The organism is Streptomyces sp. NPDC031121, assembly GCF_055570615.1.
In genome coordinates, this window is sequence record NZ_JBVIGV010000006.1 from 344731 (window position 1) to 369434 (window position 24704).

At 75.9% G+C, this 24704-nt stretch carries 19 protein-coding genes and 2 pseudogenes; 9 read left to right on the forward strand and 12 right to left on the reverse strand.

The features are described from left to right. Nucleotides 1-34 precede the first annotated feature (34 nt). A complete protein-coding gene (locus ACZ462_RS13770; RefSeq protein ID WP_467806045.1) occupies nt 35-784 on the forward strand; it encodes a GntR family transcriptional regulator in 750 nt (249 codons plus the stop codon). A gap of 45 nt (nt 785-829) precedes the next feature. Here the strand turns inward: ACZ462_RS13770 and ACZ462_RS13775 are convergent, their stop codons facing one another. Continuing rightward, complete coding sequence (locus ACZ462_RS13775) at nt 830-994, reverse strand: hypothetical protein (RefSeq protein ID WP_185902778.1); 165 nt, start codon at nt 992-994, stop codon at nt 830-832. Nucleotides 995-1055: 61 nt separating this feature from the next. Here ACZ462_RS13775 and ACZ462_RS13780 point away from each other — a divergent pair, with 61 nt between their 5' ends. Continuing rightward, nucleotides 1056-2372 carry a type ISP restriction/modification enzyme gene (locus ACZ462_RS13780; RefSeq protein ID WP_467806042.1) on the forward strand — a complete coding sequence of 439 codons (1317 nt, stop codon included), beginning with the start codon at nt 1056-1058 and terminating at the stop codon, nt 2370-2372. 7 nt (nt 2373-2379) lie between these two features. On the opposite strand, the gene ACZ462_RS13785 is transcribed toward ACZ462_RS13780, so the two are convergent. Next, the gene (locus tag ACZ462_RS13785) at nt 2380-3111 is read right to left on the reverse strand and encodes a TetR/AcrR family transcriptional regulator (RefSeq protein ID WP_467806040.1); all 732 of its coding nucleotides are present in this window, start codon (nt 3109-3111) and stop codon (nt 2380-2382) included. Between the two features lie 71 nt (nt 3112-3182). Here ACZ462_RS13785 and ACZ462_RS13790 point away from each other — a divergent pair, with 71 nt between their 5' ends. Continuing rightward, nucleotides 3183-4409: a CaiB/BaiF CoA transferase family protein gene (locus ACZ462_RS13790; RefSeq protein ID WP_467806039.1), complete on the forward strand. Its 1227-nt coding sequence runs from the start codon at nt 3183-3185 to the stop codon at nt 4407-4409. Between the two features lie 35 nt (nt 4410-4444). Here the strand turns inward: ACZ462_RS13790 and ACZ462_RS13795 are convergent, their stop codons facing one another. Then, nucleotides 4445-4714, reverse strand: a complete 270-nt coding sequence (locus ACZ462_RS13795; RefSeq protein WP_114056943.1) for a hypothetical protein — start codon at nt 4712-4714, stop codon at nt 4445-4447. Between the two features lie 467 nt (nt 4715-5181). Between ACZ462_RS13795 and ACZ462_RS13800 the strand changes: the two genes are divergently transcribed. Further along, nucleotides 5182-6897 carry a serine/threonine-protein kinase gene (locus tag ACZ462_RS13800; RefSeq protein ID WP_467806139.1) on the forward strand — a complete coding sequence of 572 codons (1716 nt, stop codon included), beginning with the start codon at nt 5182-5184 and terminating at the stop codon, nt 6895-6897. Between the two features lie 77 nt (nt 6898-6974). Here the strand turns inward: ACZ462_RS13800 and ACZ462_RS13805 are convergent, their stop codons facing one another. After that, nucleotides 6975-7787 carry an SGNH/GDSL hydrolase family protein gene (locus ACZ462_RS13805; protein ID WP_467806037.1) on the reverse strand — a complete coding sequence of 271 codons (813 nt, stop codon included), beginning with the start codon at nt 7785-7787 and terminating at the stop codon, nt 6975-6977. Between the two features lie 232 nt (nt 7788-8019). Between ACZ462_RS13805 and ACZ462_RS13810 the strand changes: the two genes are divergently transcribed. Then, complete coding sequence (locus ACZ462_RS13810) at nt 8020-9129, forward strand: DUF5925 domain-containing protein (RefSeq protein ID WP_467806035.1); 1110 nt, start codon at nt 8020-8022, stop codon at nt 9127-9129. 7 nt (nt 9130-9136) lie between these two features. Here the strand turns inward: ACZ462_RS13810 and ACZ462_RS13815 are convergent, their stop codons facing one another. Next, on the reverse strand, nt 9137-9520 hold the full coding sequence (locus ACZ462_RS13815; RefSeq protein ID WP_467806138.1) for a GntR family transcriptional regulator: 384 nt from the start codon (nt 9518-9520) through the stop codon (nt 9137-9139). 79 nt (nt 9521-9599) lie between these two features. Here ACZ462_RS13815 and ACZ462_RS13820 point away from each other — a divergent pair. Continuing rightward, nucleotides 9600-10529, forward strand: a pseudogene (locus ACZ462_RS13820) (GNAT family N-acetyltransferase); the annotation flags it as partial. A gap of 96 nt (nt 10530-10625) precedes the next feature. After that, nucleotides 10626-11036 (forward strand): annotated as a pseudogene (locus tag ACZ462_RS13825) (ribonuclease FAU-1 family protein); the annotation flags it as partial. Nucleotides 11037-11051: 15 nt separating this feature from the next. Here ACZ462_RS13825 and ACZ462_RS13830 read toward each other — a convergent pair. From ACZ462_RS13830 to ACZ462_RS13840, 3 genes are all read right to left on the reverse strand, one after another. After that, nucleotides 11052-11918: an esterase/lipase family protein gene (locus ACZ462_RS13830; protein WP_467806033.1), complete on the reverse strand. Its 867-nt coding sequence runs from the start codon at nt 11916-11918 to the stop codon at nt 11052-11054. 165 nt (nt 11919-12083) lie between these two features. Further along, nucleotides 12084-13202: a DNA polymerase Y family protein gene (locus ACZ462_RS13835; RefSeq protein WP_467806031.1), complete on the reverse strand. Its 1119-nt coding sequence runs from the start codon at nt 13200-13202 to the stop codon at nt 12084-12086. Continuing rightward, nucleotides 13199-16720, reverse strand: coding sequence for a DNA polymerase III subunit alpha (locus ACZ462_RS13840; protein WP_467806029.1), 3522 nt, complete (start codon nt 16718-16720; stop codon nt 13199-13201). Before ACZ462_RS13840 ends, ACZ462_RS13835 begins: the two co-directional genes overlap by 4 nt. A 185-nt stretch (nt 16721-16905) precedes the next feature. On the opposite strand from ACZ462_RS13840, the gene ACZ462_RS13845 reads away from it, so the two are divergent. Next, nucleotides 16906-17994, forward strand: a complete 1089-nt coding sequence (locus ACZ462_RS13845) for a DUF3533 domain-containing protein (protein WP_467806027.1) — start codon at nt 16906-16908, stop codon at nt 17992-17994. Between the two features lie 63 nt (nt 17995-18057). On the opposite strand, the gene ACZ462_RS13850 is transcribed toward ACZ462_RS13845, so the two are convergent. Beyond that, nucleotides 18058-18933 carry a S1 family peptidase gene (locus ACZ462_RS13850; protein WP_467806025.1) on the reverse strand — a complete coding sequence of 292 codons (876 nt, stop codon included), beginning with the start codon at nt 18931-18933 and terminating at the stop codon, nt 18058-18060. 516 nt (nt 18934-19449) lie between these two features. Beyond that, on the reverse strand, nt 19450-20805 hold the full coding sequence (locus ACZ462_RS13855; RefSeq protein ID WP_467806023.1) for a DUF5685 family protein: 1356 nt from the start codon (nt 20803-20805) through the stop codon (nt 19450-19452). A gap of 284 nt (nt 20806-21089) precedes the next feature. Between ACZ462_RS13855 and ACZ462_RS13860 the strand changes: the two genes are divergently transcribed. Beyond that, nucleotides 21090-21539: a cell division protein SepF gene (locus tag ACZ462_RS13860; RefSeq protein ID WP_467806022.1), complete on the forward strand. Its 450-nt coding sequence runs from the start codon at nt 21090-21092 to the stop codon at nt 21537-21539. A 9-nt stretch (nt 21540-21548) separates the two neighbouring features. Here ACZ462_RS13860 and ACZ462_RS13865 read toward each other — a convergent pair whose 3' ends face one another. Further along, nucleotides 21549-22718, reverse strand: a complete 1170-nt coding sequence (locus ACZ462_RS13865) for an acyl-CoA dehydrogenase family protein (protein WP_467806021.1) — start codon at nt 22716-22718, stop codon at nt 21549-21551. A gap of 102 nt (nt 22719-22820) precedes the next feature. Continuing rightward, nucleotides 22821-24497 (reverse strand): MFS transporter, encoded by a 1677-nt coding sequence (locus ACZ462_RS13870; RefSeq protein ID WP_467806019.1) that lies wholly within the window; start codon nt 24495-24497, stop codon nt 22821-22823. Nucleotides 24498-24704 lie beyond the last annotated feature (207 nt).

The window sequence follows — 24704 nt, forward strand, 5'->3', positions numbered from 1 at the left end:
CGGCCCGCCGCCTCGTCCGTACGGAGAACCACCCGTGACCGCCTTCGCCCCAGACTCGCTGGTGCTGAACCGGAAGCTGCCGCTCTGGTATCAGGTGTCGCAGTCGTTGCGCGCCTCGATACTGGGCCGCACCCCCGACGCCTCGCTGCGCCTGCCCACCGAGGAGCAGCTCGCCGAGCACTACGGGGTGAGCGTGCTGACCATGCGCCAGGCGCTCAAGGAGCTGGAGGGCGAGGGGCTGATCAGCCGGCACCGGCGGCGCGGGACCTTCATCGAGCCCGGCGCCATGCGCGGGGCCCCGGTGCGGCTGCTCGGCTCGGTCGACGCGATCGTCGCGCAGCAGTCCGGCGACCGGACGACCGTGCTGGGGCACGAGCGGACGGCCGTGTCCGGGGAGCTGCTGGAGCACTTCCCCGACACGGCCGAGGTGGTCGTCTACCGCCGGCTGCGCCACGACGGCGAGAGCGGCGAGCCGACGAACTGGGCGGAGAACGCGGTGCGCCCCGAGATCGCGGAGGCGGTGGACCTGGACGACCTGGCGCGCTGGCCGATGACCAAGGTCCTGCGGGACGTGGTGGGCGTGCGGATCAGCCGGATCACGGACACCGTCGAGGCGCGGCTGGCCGATCCGGAGACGGCGGAGCTGCTCCGGGTGCCTCTGCTGAGCCCGATCCTGCACTACACGGGCGTCACGTACGGGGAGGACGGGCGCGTCGTGGACGTGGCGCGGATCCGGTACCGCGGCGACCGCTTCTCCTTCACGGTGACGGTCGACGCGCACTGACCGCGGCCTGTGCGGGCGCGGGTGGCCGCCGCCCCGGCCGTGCGGCTACTTCTCGTCGTCGTCGGCGCGGCGCTCGCCCTCCGCCTGCGAGGGGGTGGTGCGCAGCGTGTCCGGGTGGTGGTGCGCCGCCCGCTCCTTCTCGTCCATGTCCTCGTCGAGCCGCTCGCCCTCGGCCTGCGAGGGGGTCGAGTATTCGTCGTACTGACTCATGTCCGCTCCTCGGCTCTGCGGACGGGCCGCCCGCCCCTGTCCGGGCCTGCGGCGTCCGCGCATGGGGCCGTACACAAGGAGCGTAACGCTTCGGCCACCGCCCGGCCCGGACACCGCCGCGCGGGGTCCGCCGGGTGCGGGGGCCGTCGCTACCATCTGCCGGGTGAGCGACGACGTACCGCTGCTGGACGAGCTGATGCCCTGGGCCGTGAGCGGCCTGCGCCTGGGCCGCGCGTGGGTCGCCGCCCCCGATCCGGCGGCGCTGCGGGCCCGCTGGGCCGTGCTGGCCGGCGCCGAAGGGGCGGAGCGGGAGCGGCTGTTCCGGCCGAGCCGGGTCCGGTCCGCGGCGCGGGGGGCGGCCGCGCTGCCGGGGCGACGTGCGTCGTCCACGGCCCGGTTCGCCGACGCCCCGGGCCCGTGCCCGGAGCCGGTGCGGGCGCTGCTGGCGCCCTTCGACGCGCAGTGGCTGCTGCCCGACCAGCGGCTGATCGACTCGGCCCGGCCGGAGCTGTGGCGGGTGCTTGACGGGCGGCAGCTCTTCGTCCTGGAGGGCCCGGAGCCGGTTCCGGCAGCGGTACGGGCGGCCGGGCCTGCGGCGCTCCCCGAGCCGGGCCTCCCGGTCACCGCTCACCTGCCGGCCGGCCGGCTGGGCCGGATCCGGCCGCTGCACCGCCGCCCCGGCGGTGCGGAGCCCAACCTGGCGCCGGGCCTGCTGCCGCTGCTGGGCGAGCGCTTCGGCGGCCGGGTCACCGCGCAGGACGTGCTGTGCTGGATCCTGGCCGCGGGCCGGCCGGGGCCGCGCGGGTACGAGGTGCCGCTGCCCGCGGACCCGGAGCGCTGGCGGGCGGGGCTGGAGCTGGGCGCCCGGCTGCTGGCCGTGCGGCTGCGCGGGGGCCGCGGCGCGGAGCCGCCCCGGCTGCCGGGCGGCCGCCGCCCCTACGTGCGCTCCGCGGTCACCGGCTGGCCCGAGGGGCTCGGCTACGACGCGGCCGCGGAGGCGCTGGTCCTGGGCGGCGGGACGGTCTCCCCGGTCCCGGCGGAGGCCTGGGAGTACGGGGCTCCGGGCGGGGCGCGGGTCCTGGAGGCGTGGTTCGCGGCCCGCTGCGCGCACCGCAGCCCGGACGCGGCGGGGCTGGAGGCGCTGGGTCCGGCCGCATGGCCGCAGGCGTGGACGTCGGAGCTGCTCGCGCTGGTGACGACGCTGGCACTGCTGGCCGGGGCGGCTGCGGAGCGGGCGGCGTTCGAGCCGGGGCCGCCGCTGCCCCGGGCGGACCTGGCGGCCGGCGGGGTGCTGCCGCCGCCGCGGTGGGCCCGGCGCCCGGCGTCCGTCCTGGACCACCTGGAGGAGGGGCCGGGCGGGCAGTTCGCCCTGCTGTGAGGGGCTTTCAGGCGTTCGGGGTCCAGCCGGCCAGCAGGCGGAGCACGCAGCGGTCGAAAACGGCGTCCATGTCGGCGGCCGCGTCGGCGACGGGGTGGGTGTCGGCGAGGGCGGCCGCGAGCAGCGGGTAGGCGCCCGTCGCCAGGGCGGAGCCCAGCCAGGCGGTCCGTACGCGCGTCTCGTCGGCTTCGCTCCATGGCAGGGCGCGGGCCCGCTCGGCCAGGGCGAGCTCGTTCGCCGCGAACGTGGCGACGGAGCCGTTGACGGTGGCGAGGAGTTCCAGCTTCTGCCCGCCGGGCAGGTCCAGCGGGGCGAGGCAGCCCAGGCTGTACTCGAGGTAGCGCAGGGCGTGGGGGCTGAAGCCGTGGACGGGGCTGAGCAGGCGGGGCAGCCAGGGGTGGCGGTGCATCAGGCGGCGCGCCTGGCGGGCGAGGCCGAGGAGGTCGGCCTGCCAGTCGCCGGTCGGCGGGGGGAAGGCGTACTCGGCGCTGACGGCGTCGACCATCAGCTCGTACAGGTCCTCCTTGCGCGGCACGTAGTTGTAGAGGGACATGGTGCCGGCGCCGATGCCGGCGGCGACGCGCCGCATGGAGACGGCGTCGATGCCCTCGGTGTCGGCGATGCGGACCGCCTCGGCGGCGATCGACTCCCGGGTGTGCGCGGGCCGGGGGCCGCGGCCGGCGCGCTGCGGGCGGGCCCAGATCACTTCGGGTTCAGCGGGGCGTCCGCCGGCTGTCATCGCTCATCACCTCGCGACCATCCTAGGGCTGGGTGGTGACAGGGCGGGGTGCGGGCAGGTAGGCAGGGCGCATGGCATCTCACACTCAGGACGTGCACGCGCAGCCCGCGGACCCGCTGCCCCTGGAGGGCGTCACCGTCGTCGCGGTGGAGCAGGCCGTGTCGGCCCCGTTCGCCACCCGCCAGCTCGCGGACCTGGGGGCGCGGGTGGTGAAGGTGGAGCGCCCCGACGGCGGCGACTTCGCCCGCGGCTACGACACCGCGGCCCACGGCCTCGCCTCGCACTTCGTCTGGGCCAACCGCGGCAAGGAGTCCCTCGCGCTGGACCTGAAGGACCCGCGCGGGCTGGAGGTGCTGCACGGGCTGCTGGCCGGGGCGGACGTGTTCGTGCAGAACCTCGCGCAGGGCGCCGCCGCCCGGCTCGGGCTGGACTCGGCGGCGCTGTGCGCGCGGTATCCGCGGCTGGTCGCCGTGGACGTCTCCGGCTACGGCCCGCAGGGCCCGTACGCACACAAGCGGGCCTACGACATGCTGGTGCAGTGCGAGGCGGGCCTGGTGTCGGTGACGGGTACCCCGGAGCAGCCCGTCAAGGCGGGCATTCCGGCCGCGGACATCGCCGCGGCCATGTACGCGTTCTCCGGGGTCCTGGCGGCGCTGCTGCGCCGCGGGGTGACCGGGCGCGGGGGCCGCGTGGAGGTGTCGATGCTGGACGCGCTCGCCGAGTGGATGGGGCATCCGCTGCACCACACGATGCACGGCGGGGAGCAGCCCGCCCGGACGGGCCTGGCGCACGCGGTGATCGCCCCGTACGACGCCTACGCGACGGCGGACGGGGACCGCGTACTGCTGTCGGTGCAGAACGACCGCGAGTGGCGGCGGCTGGCCGAGCAGGTGCTGGAGCGGCCCGGGTTGGCGGACGATCCGGCGTTCGCGACGAACGCCGCGCGGACCCGGGGCCGGGAGAAGACGGACGCGGTCGTCGCGGAGGCGCTGGGGCGGCTGGACGCGGCCGAGGCGGTCAGGCGGCTGGAGGCGGCGGGCATCGCCTGCGCCCGCCTGAACTCGGTGGCGCAGCTCGCGCAGCATCCGCAGCTCGCGGCGCGCGACCGCTGGCGGGAGGTGGGATCGCCGGCGGGTCCGCTGCGGGCGCTGCTGCCGCCGATCGGGCTTCCGGGGGGCGCCGCACCGCGGATGGGTGCGGTGCCCGCGCTCGGCGAGCACACCGACGCCCTGCTGCGCGCCCTGGGGATGTCGGGCGCGCAGATCGCGACACTGCGCCGGGATGGAGTAATTACGTAGGCCGGGGCGCAACCTGACGGGACGTGGGACCGTTCTTACGAGCGGCGGCTGCCGAAGAGCGAGCGGCGCAGCCGCCGCAGCGGTGCGAAGAGCGAGACGCGCGCGCTCCGGCTCCGCAGCCGGTGCGTGTGGTCGCGCGAGGTGAGTTCGCGCATCAGCAGGGTCGCTTCCGCGACCTCCCGGTGCGGGACGGCGGGTCCGCCCAGCACGGCGAGGTGGCGGTCGAGGCGCGAGCTGGTCGCGCTGCTGCCGCAGGTGATGGCAGGCACGCGAGGCGGCCTGCTGCGCATCGTTATCTGTTCCATGTTCTCTCCCCACCCGTACGAGGGCACCCGGCCCGGGCAGGTTAACCCTATCGCCCCCGAGACGCCCCCGGGTATCCCGGTGGTGTGAATTACCCCTATGCGTCGGGGAGTTGACGGTTACTCAGTGGAGTTGGCGGTTACTCTCCGCAAGCTTCGCGGTCTTCAACCCTTCCCGGGGCGGCACGCGGGGGCACGGCGGGGGCGCCCCGCGCCCCGGCGCGCCACGCGTCGCGGCGCCGCGACAGGCGTCACGCGGGGCGCACTGCGCTAACTTGGAGTGACCGCCCGATCGCACAGGGGCGCAGGGACGCACGGATGCACAGGGGGCTCGCGTGACGGACGGCAGGGGCGCCGGCGGGACGGGCCCGGCGGGCGGAGGCGTAGGCGGCGGGACGGGCGGCGCGGCGGGCCCGGACCGGCTCCTGGCGGGCCGCTACCGGCTGCTGGGCCTGCTGGGCCGGGGCGGCATGGGTGTCGTGTGGCGGGCCCGGGACCAGGTGCTGGCCCGGGAGGTCGCCGTCAAGGAGGTGCGCGCGCCCGCCGGGCTGGACGGCGCCGAGGTCGGGCGGCTGTACCGGCGGCTGGAGCGGGAGGCCTGGGCCGCGGCGCGGGTGGCGCACCGCGGGGTCGTCACGGTGTACGACGTGGTGACCGAGGACGGCCGGCCGTGGATCGTGATGGAGTTGGTGCGGGGCCTGTCGCTGGCCGACGCGCTGGAGGCGGAGGGTCCGCTCGCCCCGCAGCGCGCCGCTCACGTCGGCGATCAGGTGCTGGCGGCGCTGCGGGCCGCGCACGCGGCGGGGGTTCTGCACCGGGACGTCAAGCCCGCGAACGTGCTGCTGGCCAACGACGGCCGGGTGGTGCTGGGCGACTTCGGCATCGCGCGCCTGGAGGGGACGACGGCGCTCACGGTGACGGGTGAGGTGGTCGGCTCCCCCGAGTACATCGCGCCGGAGGTGGCACTGGGCGAGGAGCCCGGCACGGCCTCGGACCTGTGGTCGCTCGGGGTGACGCTGTACACGGCCGTGGAGGGCGTCTCGCCGTTCCGCCGGGAGTCCGCGCTGTCCACGCTGCGGGCGGTGGTGGAGGACGAGCCCCGGGAGCCGCGGCGGGCCGGGCCGCTGGCGCCCGTGCTGGAGGGGCTGCTGCACAAGGACCCGGGCGGGCGGCCGCCCGCGGAGGAGGCGGCCCGGATGCTGCGGACCGTCGCCGCGGGCGGGGTCGTGCGGGATCCGGGCGGGCCCCGGTCCGCGTCCGGCGCGGCCGCGCCCCCCGCCCCCGCCCGAGGCGGCTGGGAGGCCGGTCCGGTCGGGGCGCTCGCGCACCCCGGGCCGACCGCGCCGATGCCGCGGACCGGCCCGGCACCCGTCGCGGAGCCGGGTGCCGGGTACGGGCCGCGGCCGCAGGGCCCGGGGCGGGCCGGGACGGTGCTCGCCGCGGGGGTCGCGGTGCTGGTGGCGGCGGTGGCGGTGCTGACCTGGCTGCTGCTCGCGGACCGGGCCGCCGGCGGCGGGGACGGCTCCGGCTCGGCCGGCCCGCCGGCCTCCGCCGACACGCCCGGCGCATCCGGGCCCGCTCCCGGGACGGCGGGCGGGTCGGCGGGCCCCTCCGGCGGATCGGGGCCGGCGTCCGCCTCGGCCTCGGCGTCCGCGTCGGCCTCCGCGTCCGCGTCCGCCTCGCCGTCGGTGACGGCCGAGCCGCACGCCTCCGCCGCCGTGCGCGCCGTGCGCGCCGCGTACGGCGGGACCTGTCCGCCCGCGGCGTCGCGGGCGCCCGCCTTCACCGCCGCCGTCGCGGTGGAGCCGCGGCCGGCGTCCGTGGAGTACCGGTGGGTGCGGCGCGGCGGCGGCTCCGCCGAGGGCTGGCGGTCCGCCCCGTACCCGGCGGACGGGAAGCTGGAGTTGGGGCACACCGAGTTCGCGCACCGGTCCGGCGGGACCCTGGAGGACGCGGTGCGCCTGGAGGTCCGGGGGCCGGCGGAGGCGGTCTCGGAGTGGGTGGAGTTCTCGGTGGTGTGCGAGGAGGAGCCCCCGTCGGGCGGGTCCCCCTCCCCCGGTGCGAGCGCCTCGCCGGGCCCGGCCGTGTCCCCGGCCCCGGAGCCGGACCCGCAGGCGGACGGCGGGACCGAGCCGGAGCCGGGCGCCGGCACCGGGTCCGAGTTCGACCCGGAGGCCACCGCCTGAGCACGGCGCGTACGGGCTGCGCGCGTACGGGGCGCTGCGGGCGGCGGGCCGGCCTGCGGGTCCGCCGCCCGCGGCGGTCAGGCCGCGTTGCGGAGGACGGGCAGGTAGCCGCCCGACTGCCCGGCGGCGGTCGGGTGGTAGGACTCGGAGATGTTCGCCCAGTTGACGCTGTGCAGCCAGGGGCTGGCGGAGCAGATCTCGTGCCCGGTGAACGTGCCGGCGACGGAGGCGAAGGTGAAGCCGTGCGCGGCGGCACGTTTGGCGATGGCGGCGTTCAGGTGGTCGGCCGCGCCGTTGATGGCGGCGCGCTCGCCCTCGGTGAGGCCGGCGATGCAGGTGCCGTTCAGCTGGTAGAAGCGGGGGTAGCCGAGGACGACGACGCGGGCGGCGGGGGCCTTCCCGCGGATGGCGCCGTAGACCCGGTCGAGTTGGGCGGGGAGGGTGGAGTCGACGTATCCCTTGGCCTGGTTGACCCGGTTGACGCAGGTGGACTCGGACTGGAGCACACAGGTCGTCATGACGTCGGAGAATCCGGCGTCGTTGCCGCCGATGGTGATGCTGACCAGGTCCGTTCCGGAGTTCAGCGGTCCGAGCTGGTTGGAGACGACGTCGCCGGTGCGGGCTCCGGAGCAGGCCGTGAAGGCGAAGGTCTGCGGGGAGTTGGCGGCGGCCCACAGGGCCGGGTAGGCGCGGGGGGTGCGCTTGCAGTTGCCGCTGGTGGAGTCGTAGCCGCCGGCGCCGAGGCCGGAGGAGTACGAGTCGCCCAGGGCGGCGTAGCCGAAGTCGGCCGAGGCGGCGGCTGCTTGGCCGGATCCGAACAGGGCGGCGCCGGCGGCGAGCAGCAGGGAGGAGGTCCAGGCGGCGAGGCGGGGCATGCTGCGCAGGGGCATGTGCGGCTCCTCGTGGGGGTGTTCGTGGGGGGGGTTACTCGGGAGTCGGGGTTACTCCTGAGTCCGTGGTACAAGGAGCCGCGATTGGCCGGAAGTGTTCATGCCAAGGAGGTTCGGCGCAGGATTGGGCGCCGGACCTTCACCCCGCCGGCGTTTGGGGTGGGAGCCGAACGGGGAGCCCCTGGGCCGTTCCGGGGAAACACCGGTGCGCCGCGACGGCCCGTGCCGGATCATGGGCGCCATGCCAGCCAACCCCCATGACTCCCTGCCGATCCGGCTCACCGTCGACGACAGCGACTCGCCGGCGGACGTCGTCGACGCGCTGTTCCTCGGCCGGTTCGCGTCCGGCGAGCAGCCCTACTCGCGGAGCGTGAGCATCGAGCGGGTGAAGGCCGAGGCGACGCTGCTGCCGCCCGGCGCCGCCGTGCTCCGCGCGGCGCGCGACTCCGACCGCAGCGCCGTCCTGGCGGAGGGCGAGGGCTGGACGGTGCTCGTCTCGCGCTGGAGCCGCGGCGCGGACGTGACGGTGACCGCCGTCAGCGACGAACTCGCCGAGGGCGTCCTCGGCGAGGCCGTCGACGGCGCGCAGGACGAGCCGGAGCCGCAGCCGGAGAACGTCACCATGGGCTTCTGGTACGTCTCACCGCGCCGCGGCCCCCACCGCACGACCCGTCAGATCTCCGCGGGCACCTGGGAGGAGGTCCGCCGGAACTACACGGCGCCGGTGGCGTCCGCCATGGACCGCCTGATGAAGGTGACCCCGGACGACATCACCGGGCGGCTCCTGCTGCTGCACGGCCCGCCCGGGACGGGGAAGACGTCCGCGCTGCGGACGCTGGCCCGGTCCTGGCGGGACTGGTGCCAGGTGGACTGCGTCCTCGACCCCGAGCGGCTCTTCAACGACGTCGGCTACCTGATGGACATCGCCATCGGCGAGGACGACGGCACGGCCCGCGGCCGGTGGCGGCTGCTGCTGCTGGAGGACTGCGACGAGCTGATCCGAGGCGAGGCCCGGCACACCGCCGGGCAGGCCCTGTCGCGGCTGCTGAACCTGACGGACGGCCTGCTGGGCCAGGGCCGCAACGTCCTCGTCGGCGTGACGACCAACGAGGACCTGGAGCGGCTGCACCCCGCCGTGGTGCGCCCCGGCCGGTGCCTGGCCCGCATCGAGGTCGGCCGGCTCACGCACGGCGAGGCCGCGGCCTGGCTGGGCACGCAGGAGGACGTCCCCCGGGACGGCGCGACGCTGGCGGAACTGTACGCCCGCCTCCGCGGCACCGGCCCGGCCGGCCCGCTGCTGCCGCCCCAGCACCACACGGCGGAGGCTGGCCTGTACCTCTGAGGTCTGATCAGTTGAAGCGGGCGCGGAGGGCGTCCATGGCCGCGGCGGCGGCCTCGTCGAAGGTGAGGCCCAGGCGGCGGGCGCGTTCGGCGTAGGCCTGGGCGGCGGCGGCCGCCTCCCGCGCGGCGGAGTCGGCGGCGGCCGCGATGAACGTGCCGTGCCGGCCCCGCGTCTCGACCACGCCGTCCCCCTCCAGGATCCGGTAGGCCTTGGCGACCGTGTTCGCGGCGAGCCCCAGCTCCTCGGCGAGGCCCCGGACCGTCGGCAGCTTGTGTCCGACCGGCAGCCGGCCCGCCAGCGCCGCGTCGGCGATCTGGGCGCGCAGCTGCTCGTACGGGGCGGGGGCGCCGGCCGAGCCGTCGATCCGGATGCTCAGGTTCGTCGGGTTCATCGAGGTCACGGGCCGATTCTCCCCCATCCGCCGGGATATTCGCAGGCGTCGGGCAGGTCCCGGCGCCTACGGTCGGCCCATGACCGTCTCGATCCGTGATCTCCGTCCGCTCGACCCCGCCGACGTGGAGGCAGTCGTACGGATCCGCCGTGCGGCGCTGCCGTTCATGATCTCCACGCCTGCCGGGGTCGCCTTCGAGCTGGCCTCCGCGCCCGCCGCACGGCGGGCGCGGATCCTCGTCGCCGAGGACGGCGCGGGGCGGGTGGTCGGCACGGCGCAGACCGGCATCGCCCACGACGGCGCCGAGCCGGGCCGGGCCTTCGTCAACGCCCAGGTGGACCCGGCGCACCGGCGGCGCGGGGCGGGGACGGCGCTGCTGCGGGCGGCCGAGGAGCACCTCGCCGCCTGCGGGGCGGTGGAGGTGTACGCGTGGGTGCTGGACGAGGAGCCGGCGCGGGCGTTCGCCGAGCGGCACGGCTACCGGGCGAGCCGCTCCGCGCACTTCCTGCGTCTGGACCTGTCCGAGGCGGCACTGCCTCCGGCCCCCGCCGAGCTGCCTCCGGGCGTCGGGCTGCGCCCCGGCTCGGCGTTCGCGGACGACCCGCGCCCGCTGTTCGAGGCGGACGCGGAGGCCTCCGCGGACGAGCCGGGGGACGTGCCGCTGCTGCTGGACGACTACGAGGACTGGTTGCGGACCGTCTGGAACGACCCGGAGCTCGACAGGGAGCTGACCTCCGTCGTGGTGGTGGACGGGGCCGTCGCCGCGTTCAGCGCGGCCCGCACCGACGGGGCCGCGCGCTACGGCTCGGCGATGACCGGCACCGCGCGGGCCTTCCGCGGGCGCGGCCTGGCCAAGCTCGCCAAGGCGGACTCGCTGCGCCGGGCCCGCGCGGCCGGCTACCGGGAGGCCTTCACCGGCAACGACACCGGGAACGGGCCGATGCTCGCGGTCAACGAGTGGTTCGGGTACGAGGTCTGCGCGACGGAGGTCCGCTACGCGAAGCCGCTGGCCGGCCCCGCGGACGGGGCCGGCGCGGCGGACGACGTGGCCGTCGCCCTCTCGAAGGCGGGCCGCACCAAGATCCGCTACCCGGCGCGGGTGCTGTCCGACGACGGCGACCGGATCACGGTCCGCGCCCGGTGGGCCGCCGACGGCGTCCGCGACTTCGGCTTCGTCCGCTTCGAGCCGGGCGACGTCTTCACCGAGCACTACTGGCGCTCGCGCTGGTACGCGGTGAAGGAGGTGCGGGCCGGCGACGGCGTGCTGAAGGGCTGGTACTGCGACATCACGCGCCCGGCGGCAGTCGCGGGCGGCGAGATCCGCGTCGAGGACCTCGACCTCGACCTGTGGGTCTCGGCGGACGCGTCGGCCGTCCTGCGCCTGGACGAGGACGAGTTCGCGGCGAGCGGGCTGGCCGACCGCGACCCGGGGGCTGCCGCCGAGGCCGTCCGCGCGCTGGACGCCCTCGACCGGCAGGCCCGCACCGCGGAAGGCCTCCGCGCCCTGCTGCCGTGACCCGGCCCGGGCGGCTCAGTCGAAGACCGAGGCGCAGGTGGTCGGTTCGGCGTTCGCCGGGTCGAGGGCGTTGAGCGCCTCGTGCCAGGCGATCCGGTCGGTGAGCGCGATGGTGAGGTGCTCGGAGAGGTCCAGGGGGCACAGGTCCTGGAGGACGACGTTGCGCACCTGGGACCCGGTGCCCTGGAGGAACCCGGTGCGGTACGGGGTGACCACCTGGTCGTACTTGGTGGCGATCACCGTGTACCGGACTCCGGGCACGGTGTCGCCGGGCGCGTTGAGCTTGGTGAGGAAGGGCGATCCGGCGATCTGGTCGGCGAGCGCGGGGGTCTTCGTGCTGATCAGCTCCTCGGCTCCGGGGAAGTAGGGCAGCAGCTTGGTGAGGCCGCTCAGTGTGGTGCCGTGGTTGTCGGGGGCGAGGCCGACGAGCGCGTTGACCTTGTCGGCGCCGCCGAGGAACTTCAGGTAGTAGTTCGGCATCATGCCGCCCTGGGAGTGGCCGACGATGTCGACCTTGCGCGCCCCGGTCGCGCCGAGCACCCGGTCGACGTACGCGGAGAGCTGCTCGGCGGACTTGTCGACCGGGCCGAGCCCGTGGAAGAACGGCACGCCGGGCAGCTGGCCGTAGTCGAGGGAGAAGACGCAGTACCCGCGGTGGACGAGGTACGGGGCGAATCCGAGCCAGTTGTCGACGGAGTTGCCGAGGGTTCCGTGGACGAGGACGACCGGGCGGGGGTGGGCGGCGGAGGGCTTGCAGGAGAAGTTGTTCCAGCCGCTGCTCGGGCCGGTGGCGGCCTGGGCGGTTCCGGACGGGGCGGCGAGTGCGGCGGCGGTGAGGACGAGGACGGCCAGCGGGCGGAGCAGGCGTCGCCAGGGCAGCATCGGGTGATCTCCTTGCGGGTCAAGGGGAAGGGACGTGGGGGTTCAATCCCGTGATCCGGATCACAAGGAGTGCTGCTCAGGCCAAATTACGGGCGGGTAGCAATACAGGGAAGTTACGCGTCGGTAAAAAAGTCACGTGTCCACTGCGCCCCGACCGCTCTGCTGCTAGGCCGCTAGCGAGCCGCGAGCGATGGCGTGCGGGCCGAAGCGCGCTCGGACGCGGTCGGTGACCTCTTCCAGGCGCCGCGCCTTCTCGTCCTCGGGGTCGAAGCTCAGCTGGTGCGCCGCCCGTTCGCCCGGGGCGAGCTCCTCGACCCGCAGCGACAGCGCCCGCACGCGGGCCCGCTGGAGGCCCAGCGCCGCGTACAGGGCGTAGGCCGCGGCGGTCAAGTCGGCGGAGTGCGCGGTGGGTTCGGCCAGGGTCCTCGTGCGGGTGAGGCCGGTGCGGTCGGCGCAGCGCACGGTGAGGGAGACGGCCCGGCAGACCTGTCCGCGGGCCCGGAGGAGCGCGCCGAGCTCCTCGGTCAGCGAGAGCAGCGCGCTGCGGTGCCGTACGGGGTCCAGCTCGTCGCGGGTGAAGGGCCGCTCGGCGGCCAGGGAGCGGGCCGCGGCGCCGGGCCGGACCGGGGTGCGGTCGATGCCGAGGGCGCGTTCGTGGACCTCGCGGCCGGCGCGGGCGCCGAGGAGGCGGCGCAGGACGGCGGGCGGTGCGGCGGCGACGCGGCCGACCGAGTCGAGGCCGTACGCGCACAGGGTGCGGGCGGCCTTGGGGCCGACGCCGTGGAGGGCGGCGACGGGCTTGCGGTCCAGGAACTCCCGTACCGCGCCCGGCTCCGGGCCGACGCGGACGGTGCGCCCGTACGCGGCACCGGCGGCGGCCATCCGGGCCAGCATCGGGTTGCCGGCGATGCCGATCGCGCAGTCGACGCCGTACCGGGCGAGGGCGCGGACCCGTATCAGGGCGGCCAGTTCGGGTGCGCTGCGGCCGAAGTAGCGCAGGGCGCCGCGGACGTCGAGGAGCGCGGTGTCGGGCGGGGCGGGCTGCACGAGGGGGGTGAGTTCGCCGAGCAGTTCGAGCAGGCCGGTGTAGAGGGATGCGCCGAGCGGCTCCCCGTCCAGCCGGCGCAGGCGGACGCACAGCACGGCGGCGCCGGCGGCGGCCTCCGGGCCGGCCGCGGGGGCGGGCCTGACGGCCGGCCGCCGGGCGGCCGGCTGCTCGGCGGCTCCGCGCTGCCCGACGGCTCCGCGCTGCCCGGTGGTGCGGGGCTGCTGCTGCCCGGTCATCCCGCACTCCCCGGGCTCGCGTGCCAGAGCCGGCGCCCCGTCGCCGCCCCTTCCCCGGCCGGCCGGAGGTCCGCCCACGGGTTCATCTCGTAGCCCGTGGGCAGGTGGACCCGGCGGCCGCCGGAGGGGTCCGCGCCGGCCTCGCCGCCTGCGGGCGCGGCGGGTTCGGCGAGCCGCTGCGCGACGGCGTCCAGCCCGCCGGCCTCGCGCAGTTCGACCAGTTCGGCCAGGTTCCAGGCGGCCGAGGCGACGACGCTCAGGCTCTGCGGGCCGCGGCGCTGCACGACGCCCCTGACCAGCAGCAGGAACGAGTGGAAGACGGTGTGCGCGCACGCCTCGTGGCTGTCGTCGAAGAAGGCCAGGTCGACCAGGCCGGTCCCGTCGTCGAGGGTGCTGAAGATGACCCGCCGGCCGGACCGGATCGGCGGGGTCTGGGTGGCCGCCTTGGCGCCCGCGACCAGGACCGTCCGGCCGTGCCCGACCTCGCGCAGCCGGTCGGCGGGGACGACGCCCAGCTCCGCCAGGAAGGCCCGGTGGTCCCCCATCAGGTGGCGGGAGGCGTCCATGCCGAGGACGCCCAGCTCGGCGCTGAGCCGCTCCGCGTCGGTCAGGTCGGGCAGGCCGACCGCGGCCGTGGACCGGCCGCCGTCCAGGGGGAGCTGGGCGCTGCGGGGGCCGCCGCCGCGGGCTCCGGCGGCGCGCTGCGCGCCGTGCAGTTCGGACAGGTGCAGCAGCAGGTCGCGCCGGTTGGCGCCGAAGGAGTCCAGTGCGCCGACCTGAGCCAGGCGCTGGGCGACGGGGTGCCCGGGGTGCGCCCGCTCCCAGAAGTCGCGCAGCGACCCGTACGGCTGTCCCGCCTCGATCCGCGCCGCCTCCGCGCCGCTGATGCCGTGGACGTCGTCGAGGGCGAGCCGGAGCCCCCACACCGGCGGCCCGCCCCCCTGATCGGACACCAGTTCGATGCGATGGGCGGCCGCCGAGCGGTTCACGTCCAGGGGCAGCACCGGCACGCCCCGCCGCCGGGCGTCGGCGAGCAGCAGCCGCTTGGGGTACATGCCCGGGTCGTGGGTGAGCAGCCCGGCGTAGAACGCGGCCGGGTGGTGGGCCTTGAGCCACGCCGACTGGTACGTCGGCACCGCGAACGCCACGGCATGCGCCTTGCAGAAGCCGTAGCTGCCGAACGCCTCGACGATCTCCCAGGTGCGGGTGATCACCTCGGCCGGGTAGCCCCGCTCGGCGGCCTTCGCCGCGAACCACACCTTGATCCGCGGCTGGGAGTCCGCGTCGGAGAGCCCGCGCCGCACCCGGTCCGCCTCGTCCCGCCCGCAGCCGGTCATGACGTGCACGATCTCGATGACCTGCTCGTGGAAGACCACCACCCCGTACGTCTCCGCCAGCGCGGGCTCCAGGTGCGGGTGCGGGAAGCGGACCGGGGCCCGCCCGTGCCGGGCCTCGATGAACGGCCGGACCATGTCGGCGGCGACCGGGCCGGGCCGGAAGAGGGAGATGTCCACGACGAGGTCGTGGAAGGTCGACGGCTGGAGCCGGCCCACCAGGTCGCGCTGGCCCGGCGACTCGATCTGGAAGCAGCCCAGGGTCTCGGCGGAGCGGATGAGCGCGTACGTCGCCGGGTCGCCCGGCGGCACCTGTGCCGGGTCGTCCAGGTCGAGCTCCTTCCCCGTGGCCCGCCGGATCTCGGCGACGGCGTGCGCCATCGCGGACTGCATCCGCACGCCGAGCACGTCGAGCTTGAGCAGGCCGAGCTCCTCCACGTCGTCCTTGTCGAACTGGGACATGGGGAAGCCCTCGCCGCTGGTGGGCACCACGGGGGTGCGGGCGAGCAGGGAGGCGTCGGAGAGGAGTACCCCGCACGGGTGCATGGCGATCCCGCGGGGCAGCGCGTCCAGTGCCTCGACGAGTTCCCACAGCCGCCCGTGCGGCTCCTCGCGGACGGCACGCAGTTCGGGGAGTTCGGCCAGGGCGGCGCGGGCGTCGCGGGCGCGGATGTGCGGGAAGGCCTTGGCGAGGCGGTCGACGGCGGCCGGGTCCATGGACAGGGCGGCGCCCACGTCGCGGATGGCGTGCCGGACGCGGTAGGTCTCGGGCATGGCGACGGTCGCGACGCGCTCGGCGCCGAACCGGTCGATGATGCGCCGGTAGACCTCCAGCCGGCGGGCGGACTCCACGTCGATGTCGATGTCGGGCAGGACGCGGCGGCGCCGGGAGAGGAACCGCTCCATCAGCAGGCCCTGCTCGACGGGGTCGGCGTGGGCGATCCCCAGGAGGTGGTTGACGAGGGATCCGGCGCCGGATCCCCGGGCGGCGGTGCGGATGCCCATCGCGCGTACGTCGTCGACGACCTGGGCCACCGTCAGGAAGTACGGGGCGAAGCCGTGGTAGGCGATGATGTCGAGTTCGTGGTGCATCCGCTCCCAGTACGCGGGCTTGCCGGCGTAGCCGCGCAGCACCATGCCGGCGGCGGCCCGCGAGGCGAGGACCCGCTGGGCGGTGCGGTGGCCGGCGCCGACGAGGCGGGCCTCGGGGAAGTGCACGGAGCCGATGCCGAGGTCGTCCTCGGGGTCCACCGCGCACGCTTCGGCGGTGCGCCGGGTCTCCGCGAGGAGCCGGCGGGCGTCGCCCGGCCCGAGGCCGGCGGCCCGGGTGATCCGCTCGGCGGCGTCGGCCATGGCGGCCGGGTCCTTGAGCCAGCGCTCGCCGCTGTCGAGGGGGCCCCGCGGGTCGACGGGCACCAGGCGGCGGGCCGCGTCGAGGATGTCGGCGACGGGCCCCTGCCCGGGATCGGCGTAGCGGACGGCGTTGGTGAGCACGGCCGGCACGCCCTGCTCGGCGGCGAAGCCGACCGTACGGGCGGCCAGCCGCAGGGAGCCGGGCCCGGTGCCGGTGCGGCCGTGGTGGACGGCCTCCAGCCGCAGGGCGTCCCCGTACACCTCCCGCCAGGGCGCGAGCAGCCGCGCGGCCCGGTCGGGCCGGCCGGCGGCCAGGGCCCGGCCGACCTCGGAGCCGGGGCCGAGCAGGGCGAACACGCCGGTGCCGGCCAGTTCCCCCCAGGGCAGTACGGGCGGGCCGGACGGGGCGGTCGGGGCGGCGGCGCCGGGGGCACCCGCGTGGGCGGCGGTGACCATCCGGCACAGCTCCGCCCAGCCGGCGGCGCCGTCGCGGGCGAGGAAGACGGCCCGGGGGGCGGACTCGTCGACGAAGGCCCCGCCCTTGACGGGGGTCCGGCGGCGGTGGGACGCCTCCGCGGCCGGCCCGGCAGCGGCGGCGGACCCCGGGGCGGGGGCGGCGGCCACGGCGAGGTCCACCCCGAACAGCGGCCGGACCCCGGCCTTGGCGCAGGCCTTCGCGAACCGCACCGCGCCCGCGAGGGTGTCGCGGTCGGTCAGGGCGAGGGCGTCCATGCCCCGCTCCGCGGCACGCTCCGCGAGCCGTTCCGGATGGGAGCCTCCGTAGCGCATGGAGAACCCCGAAACGGTGTGCAGATGCGTGAACCCTGGCACCCGCGCCTCCTGCTCTCCCTAGGTGTCACCTCCCCCTTCTCTCCACCATAAGGCAATTCGAATACCCGTGCGAAACAGTTGTTCGATCATCCGGCGGTCCGCTCCGCGGGACCCTCCGCTTCAGCCGTCACCCGTCCGGCACTCCCCTGCTGCGCTCCCCCTCCTGCCCGCCGAGCGTGTGAGACATGACCCAGAGCACCGAAGAGGGCCGCGACGCGCCCGCGCCCGGCGGGTTCGCCGCGGAGGTCAAGGACGCCGTGACCGCCCGGGCCGCCCTGCTGGTACTGGGCGTGCTGGCCCTCCAGCTCGCCTTCTCCCTCTCCTACGTCGGGGCCTTCCACGACCCCCGCCCCAGCGGGATCCGCCTCGCCGTCGCCGCCCCCTCCGCGCCGGCCGCCGAGGAGACCGCGCGGCAGCTCGACGGCCTGGAGGGCGACCCGCTCGACGCATACGCGGTGTCCGGCGAGGCCGCCGCGCTCCGCCGGGTCCGCACCCGCGAGGCGGACGGAGCCCTGATCGTCCGGCCGGGCGGCGGGCCCGACCGGCTGCTCGTCGCGAGCGGCGCCGGCGCCTCCCTCTCCCAGGCCCTGGAGCAGGTCGTCGCCCTCGCCGAGGAGTCCCGGGGCCGCACACTCCAGGTCGTCGACGCCGCCCCGGCCGCCGCGGGCGACGCCCGGGGCCTGAGCGCCTTCTACCTCGTCGTCGGCTGGTGCGTGGGCGGCTACCTCTGCGCCGCGGCCCTCGCGGTCAGCGCCGGCGCCCGCCCGGCGAACACCGTCCGCGCCGCGATCCGGCTCGGCGCGCTGCTGGTGTACGCGGCCGCCGCCGGGCTGCTCGGCGCGGTCGTCGCGGGCCCGGTGCTGGGGGCGCTGCCAGGCGGGACGGCGGCCCTGTGGGGGCTGGGCACCATGGTGGTCTTCGCGGTCGGCGCGGTCACCCTGGCCCTGCAGGGGCTGGCCGGGGTGGTCGGCATCGGCCTGGCGATCCTGCTGGTGGTGGTCGTCGGCAACCCGAGCGCGGGCGGCGCCTACGCGTACGCGCTGCTGCCGCCGTTCTGGCAGGCCGTCGGCCCGGCCCTGCCGCCGGGCGCGGGGACGTACGCGGCGCGCTCGCTCGCGTACTTCGGCGGCCACGGCACGACCGGGCCGCTGCTGGTGCTGGCCGCCTGGGCGGTGGGCGGCACGGCCGTCACCCTGGCCTGCGCCGCCTTCCGCAGGGGCCGCTCCGGGGCCCCCGTCGGCAGCGGCCTGCCCGAGGAGCGGCCCGCCGCGTGACCGGCGCACGCAGCGGCCCGCCCGGGGTCCGGGGCCCGGGCGGGCCGCTGCGCTCCTGCCGGGTCAGTAGACGCTGACCCCGTACGCGTTCAGGGCCTCGACGACCGGCTGGAAGAAGGTCGTCCCGCCCGAGGAGCAGTTGCCGCTGCCGCCGGAGGTGAGGCCGACCGCGCGGGTGCCGGAGTACAGGGGGCCGCCGCTGTCGCCGGGCTCGGCGCAGACGTTGGTGCGGATCATGCCGTAGACGATGTCGCCGTTGCCGTAGTTCACGGTGGCGTTCAGGCCGGTCACGGTGCCGCTGTGGGTGCCGGTGGTGGAGCCGCGGCGGGTCACCGACATGCCGACGGTCGCGTTGACGGCGCTGGTGATGTCCTGGCTGCCGACGGTCCCGGGGTGGGACAGCGAGGTGTTGTCGTAGCGGACGAGGCCGTAGTCGTTGTTGGGGAAGCTCGATCCCACGGTCGGGCCGATCGCCGTGGTGCGCGCCGAGTTCGTGTACCAGGTGCCCGCGCCGTCGGTGCAGTGGCCGGCGGTCAGGATGTAGTAGGTGGTACCGCTGCGGACGTTGAAGCCGGCCGAGCAGCGCCAGCTCGACGCGTAGATCGCGTCGCCGCCGGAGACCAGCTTGCGCAGCTGGCCGGGGATGCGCTCGACGCGCAGGGCGGCGGCGTCGGCTCCGGCCTCCTTGCGGATCCTGGCGAGGTCCGCCTCGGTGACCGTGGAGTCGGCGGCGACCACCAGGGTGCCGTTGGCGGGGTTGGTGTACCAGGCCGTGCCGGCGACGTCGGCCCGCTCGACGGAGGCGCCGGCCGCCGCGAGCCGTGCGGCGCTGAAGCCGCTGTCCGCGCTGGCGGCGGTGGGCGCGGCGAGCCCGGCGACGGCTGCCAGGCCTGCGGCCACCGCGAGCAGCCGGGTACGGGTGATGCTCTTGATCCTCACTTGTCGTCCTCCCGGGAGGGATCGGGGGCCCGGCGGTGTGGGGGAGCCGGAGCCCGTGAGGCGCGGCCGGGGGTACGGCGGGCGCACAGTTTTCGTCGTGCCCCTGACAAATCCCCGGGCGGCGCTGACGGGAGTGTCTCGGCGCCGGATACCGGGGACAAGGGCGCGTTTCGGCCTCCGCCCGCCCGCGGCCGCCCCGGGCGGCGGGGGGCCGCCCGGCGGTGGGAGCGGGCGGAGGACGTGGTCGGCGGAGCCGGGGAGCGGCCGCGGCGTCCGGCCGCGGCCCCCCTCGGCGCGGCGGTCGCCCCCGGGCCGCGGAACGGCCGGAAATCGACCCGCCGGGGCAGCCGGCGGGTCGGCGGGGGCACCGGGCGGGCGCCGGCGGGAGTTCGCGTCATGAACGGCAGTCCGCCTCGGGGTCGGGTGCGTGATCGCTGGTGTCGCCAACCCTTCCACGCCCGGCCCGGACGGCAACCCGGCAGTACGCCGTCCGGGCCTGCGGCCCCTGACGGCGGCTCAGTCGCAGCCGCACCCGCAGTCGCAGCAGTTGCCGCAACCGCCACCGCCTCCTCCGCCTCCGCCTCCCCCTCCACCACCGCTGCCGCCTCCGGGGCAGGGGTTGCCGCAGTTGCAGCAGTCGCAGCAGTCGCACCAGGCGTCACGCTTCTTGCGGGACCAGGGGCCTTCGTGGTCGGTGCAGCACAGCTGGCAGGTGCAGAACATCCACGTCGCGACCACGCAGCCCGCGAGCAGCCCGCGCCGCGGCTTCCGCGGCGGCTGCCCGCCGCCGCCCGGGCCGCCCGTGGGCGGCATCCCGGGGCCGCCGCCGTACGGCCCGCCGCCGTACGGCCCGCCGCCCTGCGCGCCCCCGCCGTACGGGTTCCCCGGCCCGCTGCCGTACGGGGTCCCCGGCGCGCCGCCGTACGGGTTCCCGTGGCCCGGCCCGAAGCCCTGCGGCGGCGGTGCGCCGAAGCCGCCGCCCTGGCCCGCGGCGTTCACGGCCGCGTGCCCGCAGGAGGAGGTGCCGAAGGCGCGGTCCACCGAGTTCCGCAGCTCGTGCACCAGCAGCCGGTGGGCCAGTCCGGCGTCCGCGAACTCCACCTCGTCCAGCGCGAGCCGGATGCCGTGCAGGGCGTCGTCGCACAGCCGGCGCGCCTCGGCGAGCGGGGTCCCGGTCGCCGTCAGCGGGTTCCAGGCGCCGTTCACGGCGTCCTCGCCCTGGTCCTCGACCGCGTCCAGCAGGTGCGCGAGCCGGCCGAAGTACCGGCCGGCCTCGGCGAGCGGGGCGGCGTTTCCGGGCCGCCCGGCCAGCCGTGCGGTATGCGCGAACGCCGCGGCCGTCGCCGTCTCCGTGGGCTCGGTCACCACCAGCACCGGCGTGCCCGGACCGGCCAGCGTCTCGATGCCGGTCTGCCGGTCCACGGCGTCGACGAGGACGGCCGTGTCGAAGCCCAGCGAGGCGCCGGTGCGGGCGCCCGCCCGGTCCCAGCGCCGGGCCACCCGGCGGGCGGCCGCGGCCATCGGCGCGCGGGCCAACAGCCCGTCGCCGTCCGCGACGTGGTCCCGCATCTTCGCCGAGGCGAGGACGAGCGAGACGGCCGCCGCGAGCCGCGCGCCCTCGCCGTCGGCCACGGCGGCCGTCCGCATCCCGCGCAGGGGGCACGGGCCGGCGGTGCGCCGGCCGCCCGCGACAGGACCCGACTGAGCTTCCGTCAGAACCGATATGAGAAGCCCGTCGTAGTTGGTCACGATGCGGGCGAACTGTCCGTGGTCACCCCTGAGTGCCAGGCAGAGCCCGCACAAATGGGCCGTCCACTCCGCCTTGAACCGCTCTCCGAGCCGGTGCGAACAAGGCCTGACGATGCCGAACAATACGGGCCCCCCGAGTGTCATCCGCGGAAAGATGGGCATCGTATCCAGCCAGATCAGTCACCCGTCCGCCCCCGCCGACCACCCGCGCGGCCGCACCGGTCGTATTTTCACTCGGTCAGCAGTGGCACCGACCAGGATCCTCCACCGTGCAACGGATGTTCTGCACCAGTACCGTCACGAAAGAAGTTCGCGGCGGCCATCCGCTTGGCGCGTTGTCAGCATCATGGAGGACCATAGGGGTTGCGGAGAAAAAGACAGACTGACCGCGGTGAAAGGAGGCGTCCATGGGTTCGGTACGCAAGGCGAGCGCCTGGCTGGGTCTCGTGGAGGACAGTGACGACGAGCGTTACTACGACGACGAATACGCGGAGGCCGGGCACGGTTCCGTCACCGGCCCCGGCGACCAGTGGGCCACCGACCCGCGGGTCCGGGTCGCGTCCGAGTCCGCCGTCGAGCGCGGCCGCCGCATCGCCACCGTCACGCCGGACGGCTTCCGCGACGCCCGCGCCATCGGCGAGCTGTTCCGCGAGGGCGTGCCCGTCATCGTCAACCTGTCGCTGATGGACCCCGCCGACGCCAAGCGCGTCGTCGACTTCGCCGCCGGCCTCACCTTCGGACTGCGCGGCTCCATCGAACGGGTGGCGACCAGGGTCTTCCTGCTGACCCCGGCCGACACCCAGATCGTCAGCGGCGAGCCGGGCGGCCGCTCCCGCGACTTCTTCAACCAGAGCTGAGGCAGGGCCTCACCGGAAGGCGTCGAGACCGGTGAGCGCCTTGCCCAGCACCAGCTGGTGCATCTCGACGGTGCCCTCGTAGGTGAGCACCGACTCCAGGTTGGTGGCGTGCCGCATGACGGGATACTCCAGGGAGATCCCGTTGGCCCCGAGGACCGTCCGCGCGGTGCGGCAGATCTCGATCGCCTCGCGGACGTTGTTGAGCTTGCCGAAACTGACCTGCTCCGGCCGCAGCGTGCCCGCGTCCATCCGCCGGCCCAGGTGGTGGGCGAGCAGGATGCCCTTGTGGAGCTCCAGCGCCATGTCCGCCAGCTTCGCCTGGGTGAGCTGGAACCCGCCGATGGGGCGGCCGAACTGCTCGCGCGTCCGCGCGTAGTCCAGCGCCGCCTCGAAACTGGCGCGCGCCGCACCCATGGCGCCCCAGACGATCCCGTACCGCGCGTGGCTGAGGCAGCTCAGCGGCCCCTTCAGGCCCGTCACCCCCGGCAGCACGGCATCGGCCGGCAGCCGGACGTCGTCCATGACCAGCTCGCTCGTGACCGAGGCGCGCAGCGACCACTTGTGCTTGATCTCGGGGGCGGAGAAGCCGGCCGAGTCGGTGGGCACGGCGAAGCCGCGGATCCCCTCGTCCGTCTGCGCCCAGACCACTGCGACCGAGGACACCGAGCCGTTGGTGATCCACATCTTGCGGCCGTTCAGGATCCAGTCCGTGCCGTCCCGCTTGGCGTGGGTGCGCATGGCCGCCGGGTCGGAGCCGACGTCGGGCTCGGTCAGGCCGAAGCAGCCGATCAGCTCGCCCGCCGCCATGCCGGGGAGCCAGCGCTGCTTCTGCTCCTCGGAGCCGTAGCGGTGGATCGCGTACATGGCGAGGGAGCCCTGGACGGAGACGAGGGAGCGGATCCCGGAGTCGGCCGCCTCCAGTTCGAGGCAGGCGAGCCCGTACTGCACGGCGGTCGCCCCGGCGCAGCCGTACCCCTCCAGCGACATGCCGAGGGCGCCGAGCGCGCCGAGTTCGCGGGCGAGCTCCCGGATGCCGGGGAGTTCGCCGCGCTCGTACCAGTCGGCGATGTACGGGAGGACCCGGTCGGCGGCCCACGCGCGGACGGTGCCGCGGATGGCGGCTTCCTCGGGGCTGAGGAGCTCGTCGAGGCCGAGCGGATCGGTGGGGACGAAGGACACGGGGCCTCCCGGCGGGCCTGGGGGTGAAGCTGGCGGTGCCAGTCTGTCGCCGCGGCGGGCGCCGGTCCACCCCCCGCCTACCCGGGCGGACGGCCCCGGGGGTCAGACGGCCTTGGCCGTGGGGCGGTCCTCCGCGTCGGCCGGGCCGGCCTGGACGGGCAGGTGGACGGGCGCGGCGCCGCCCGCGGTGTCGGGCTCCTCCGCGGCGGCGCAGTCCATGGCGCGCGGCAGCTTCAGCGCCATCAGCGCCCCGGCGAGCAGCAGTCCGGCGCTGACCACCAGCGTGATGTGGAGCCCGTGGACGAACGAGTGCCGGGCGGCCGCGTACAGTGCGTCGCCCGCCGCACCGCCGAGGTGACCGGCGATCTGGTAGGCCTCGCCCAGCGAGTTGGCGGCGCCCCGCGCCTCCTGCGGCGACACCCCGGGCACGTCGAGCAGGCCCGGCGCGTACGCCGCGTTCATCACGCTGCCGAGGAGGGCGATGCCCATGCCGGCGCCGAGCTGGTAGGAGGTCTCGCCTATGGAGGCCGCCCCGCCCGCGGTCTCGGCGGGGGCCTCGCTCAGCATCGACTCGTACGCGGCGAACAGCGTCGTCTGGAGCCCGAAGCCGAGCAGCACGAAGCCGGTGGTGAGCAGCACGGGCCGGTCGTGCTGGCCCATCAGGGTCAGCAGCAGCACGGCGAAGGCCGTCAGCAGGAAGCCGAGCGAGACCATCGTGCGGGGCCCGATCCGGGCCAGCGTGTAGGAGCCGGTGGCGCCCGCGGCCATCGCGGCGAAGGTCAGCGGGAGCAGCCGGAGCCCGGTTTCGAGCGGGCTGAGCTCCAGGACGAGCTGGAGGTACTGGACGGCGAGGAGTTCGAGCCCGACCAGCGCGAGCATGGCGAGGACGATGCACCCGACGGAGGTGGAGAAGGCGGCGCGGGTGAACATCCGCATGTCGATCAGCGGGTGCGCGAGGCGCCTCTGGCGGCGGGTGAAGAGGACGAGCAGGGCGATGCCGAGGAGCAGCGGTACGAGGGATCCGGCGTCGAGGAGCCGGCGCTCGGCGCCGAGCTGCTTGACGCCGAGGACGACGCCGAGGACGCCGCCCGCGGCCATGAGCGCGCCGAGCACGTCCCACGGCCCGTCGGCGGCGCCCTTGGATTCGGGGAGCAGCCAGCGTCCGAGCGGGAGGATGAGGGCCATCAGCGGGATGTTGATGAGGAAGACCGAGCCCCACCAGAAGTGCTCGATGAGGAACCCGCCGAGGACGGGGCCGCCGGCCGCGCCGATGGCGGCGACGGCCGTCCAGATGCCGATGGCGAGGGCCCGCTCGCGGCGGTCGGGGAAGACCTGCCGCAGGATCGACAGGGTCGCCGGCATGATCATCGCGCCGCCCGTGCCGAGGAGGGCGCGGGCGGCGATGAGTACCTGGGCCTGGTCGGCGAAGGCGGCGACGGCCGAGGCGGTGCCGAAGAGGGCGTAGCCGAGCAGGAGTATCCGGCGGCGGCCGATCCGGTCGCCGAGGGTGCCGAAGAGGATCAGCAGGGCGGCGCAGACGAGCGGGTAGGCGTCGACGATCCACAGCAGTTCGATGGGGCCGGGGCGCAGGTCCTCGGTCACGGCGGGGACGGCGACGTGGAGGATCGTCGCGTCGAGCGCGACGAGGACCAGGCTGACGCAGAGGACCGCGAGGACGAGCCACCGGTTGGTTCCGCCGGAGGCGGCCCGCAGCCGGTTCCGGAGGGGCCCTCTGTCGGTGTCGGCGATCCTGCCGCCGGCCGCGTTGGTCCCCGACATGCATGTACCTCCCAGATGAATCGCTCGCACCCGGCGGACCGGCGTGTTCGGCGGGGCCGCGGCGGCGGTGTGCGGTGCGGCGCCCTGCGGGTCCGGCGGCGACGTGCGAGTGAAGGGTCAGCGTACGCGAGTTCGCCGGTGCCACACGTGGTCAAGCTCTCATCGCGGCGGCGGCCTCCCTGTGGCGTGCGCCACTCGCCCCGCCCC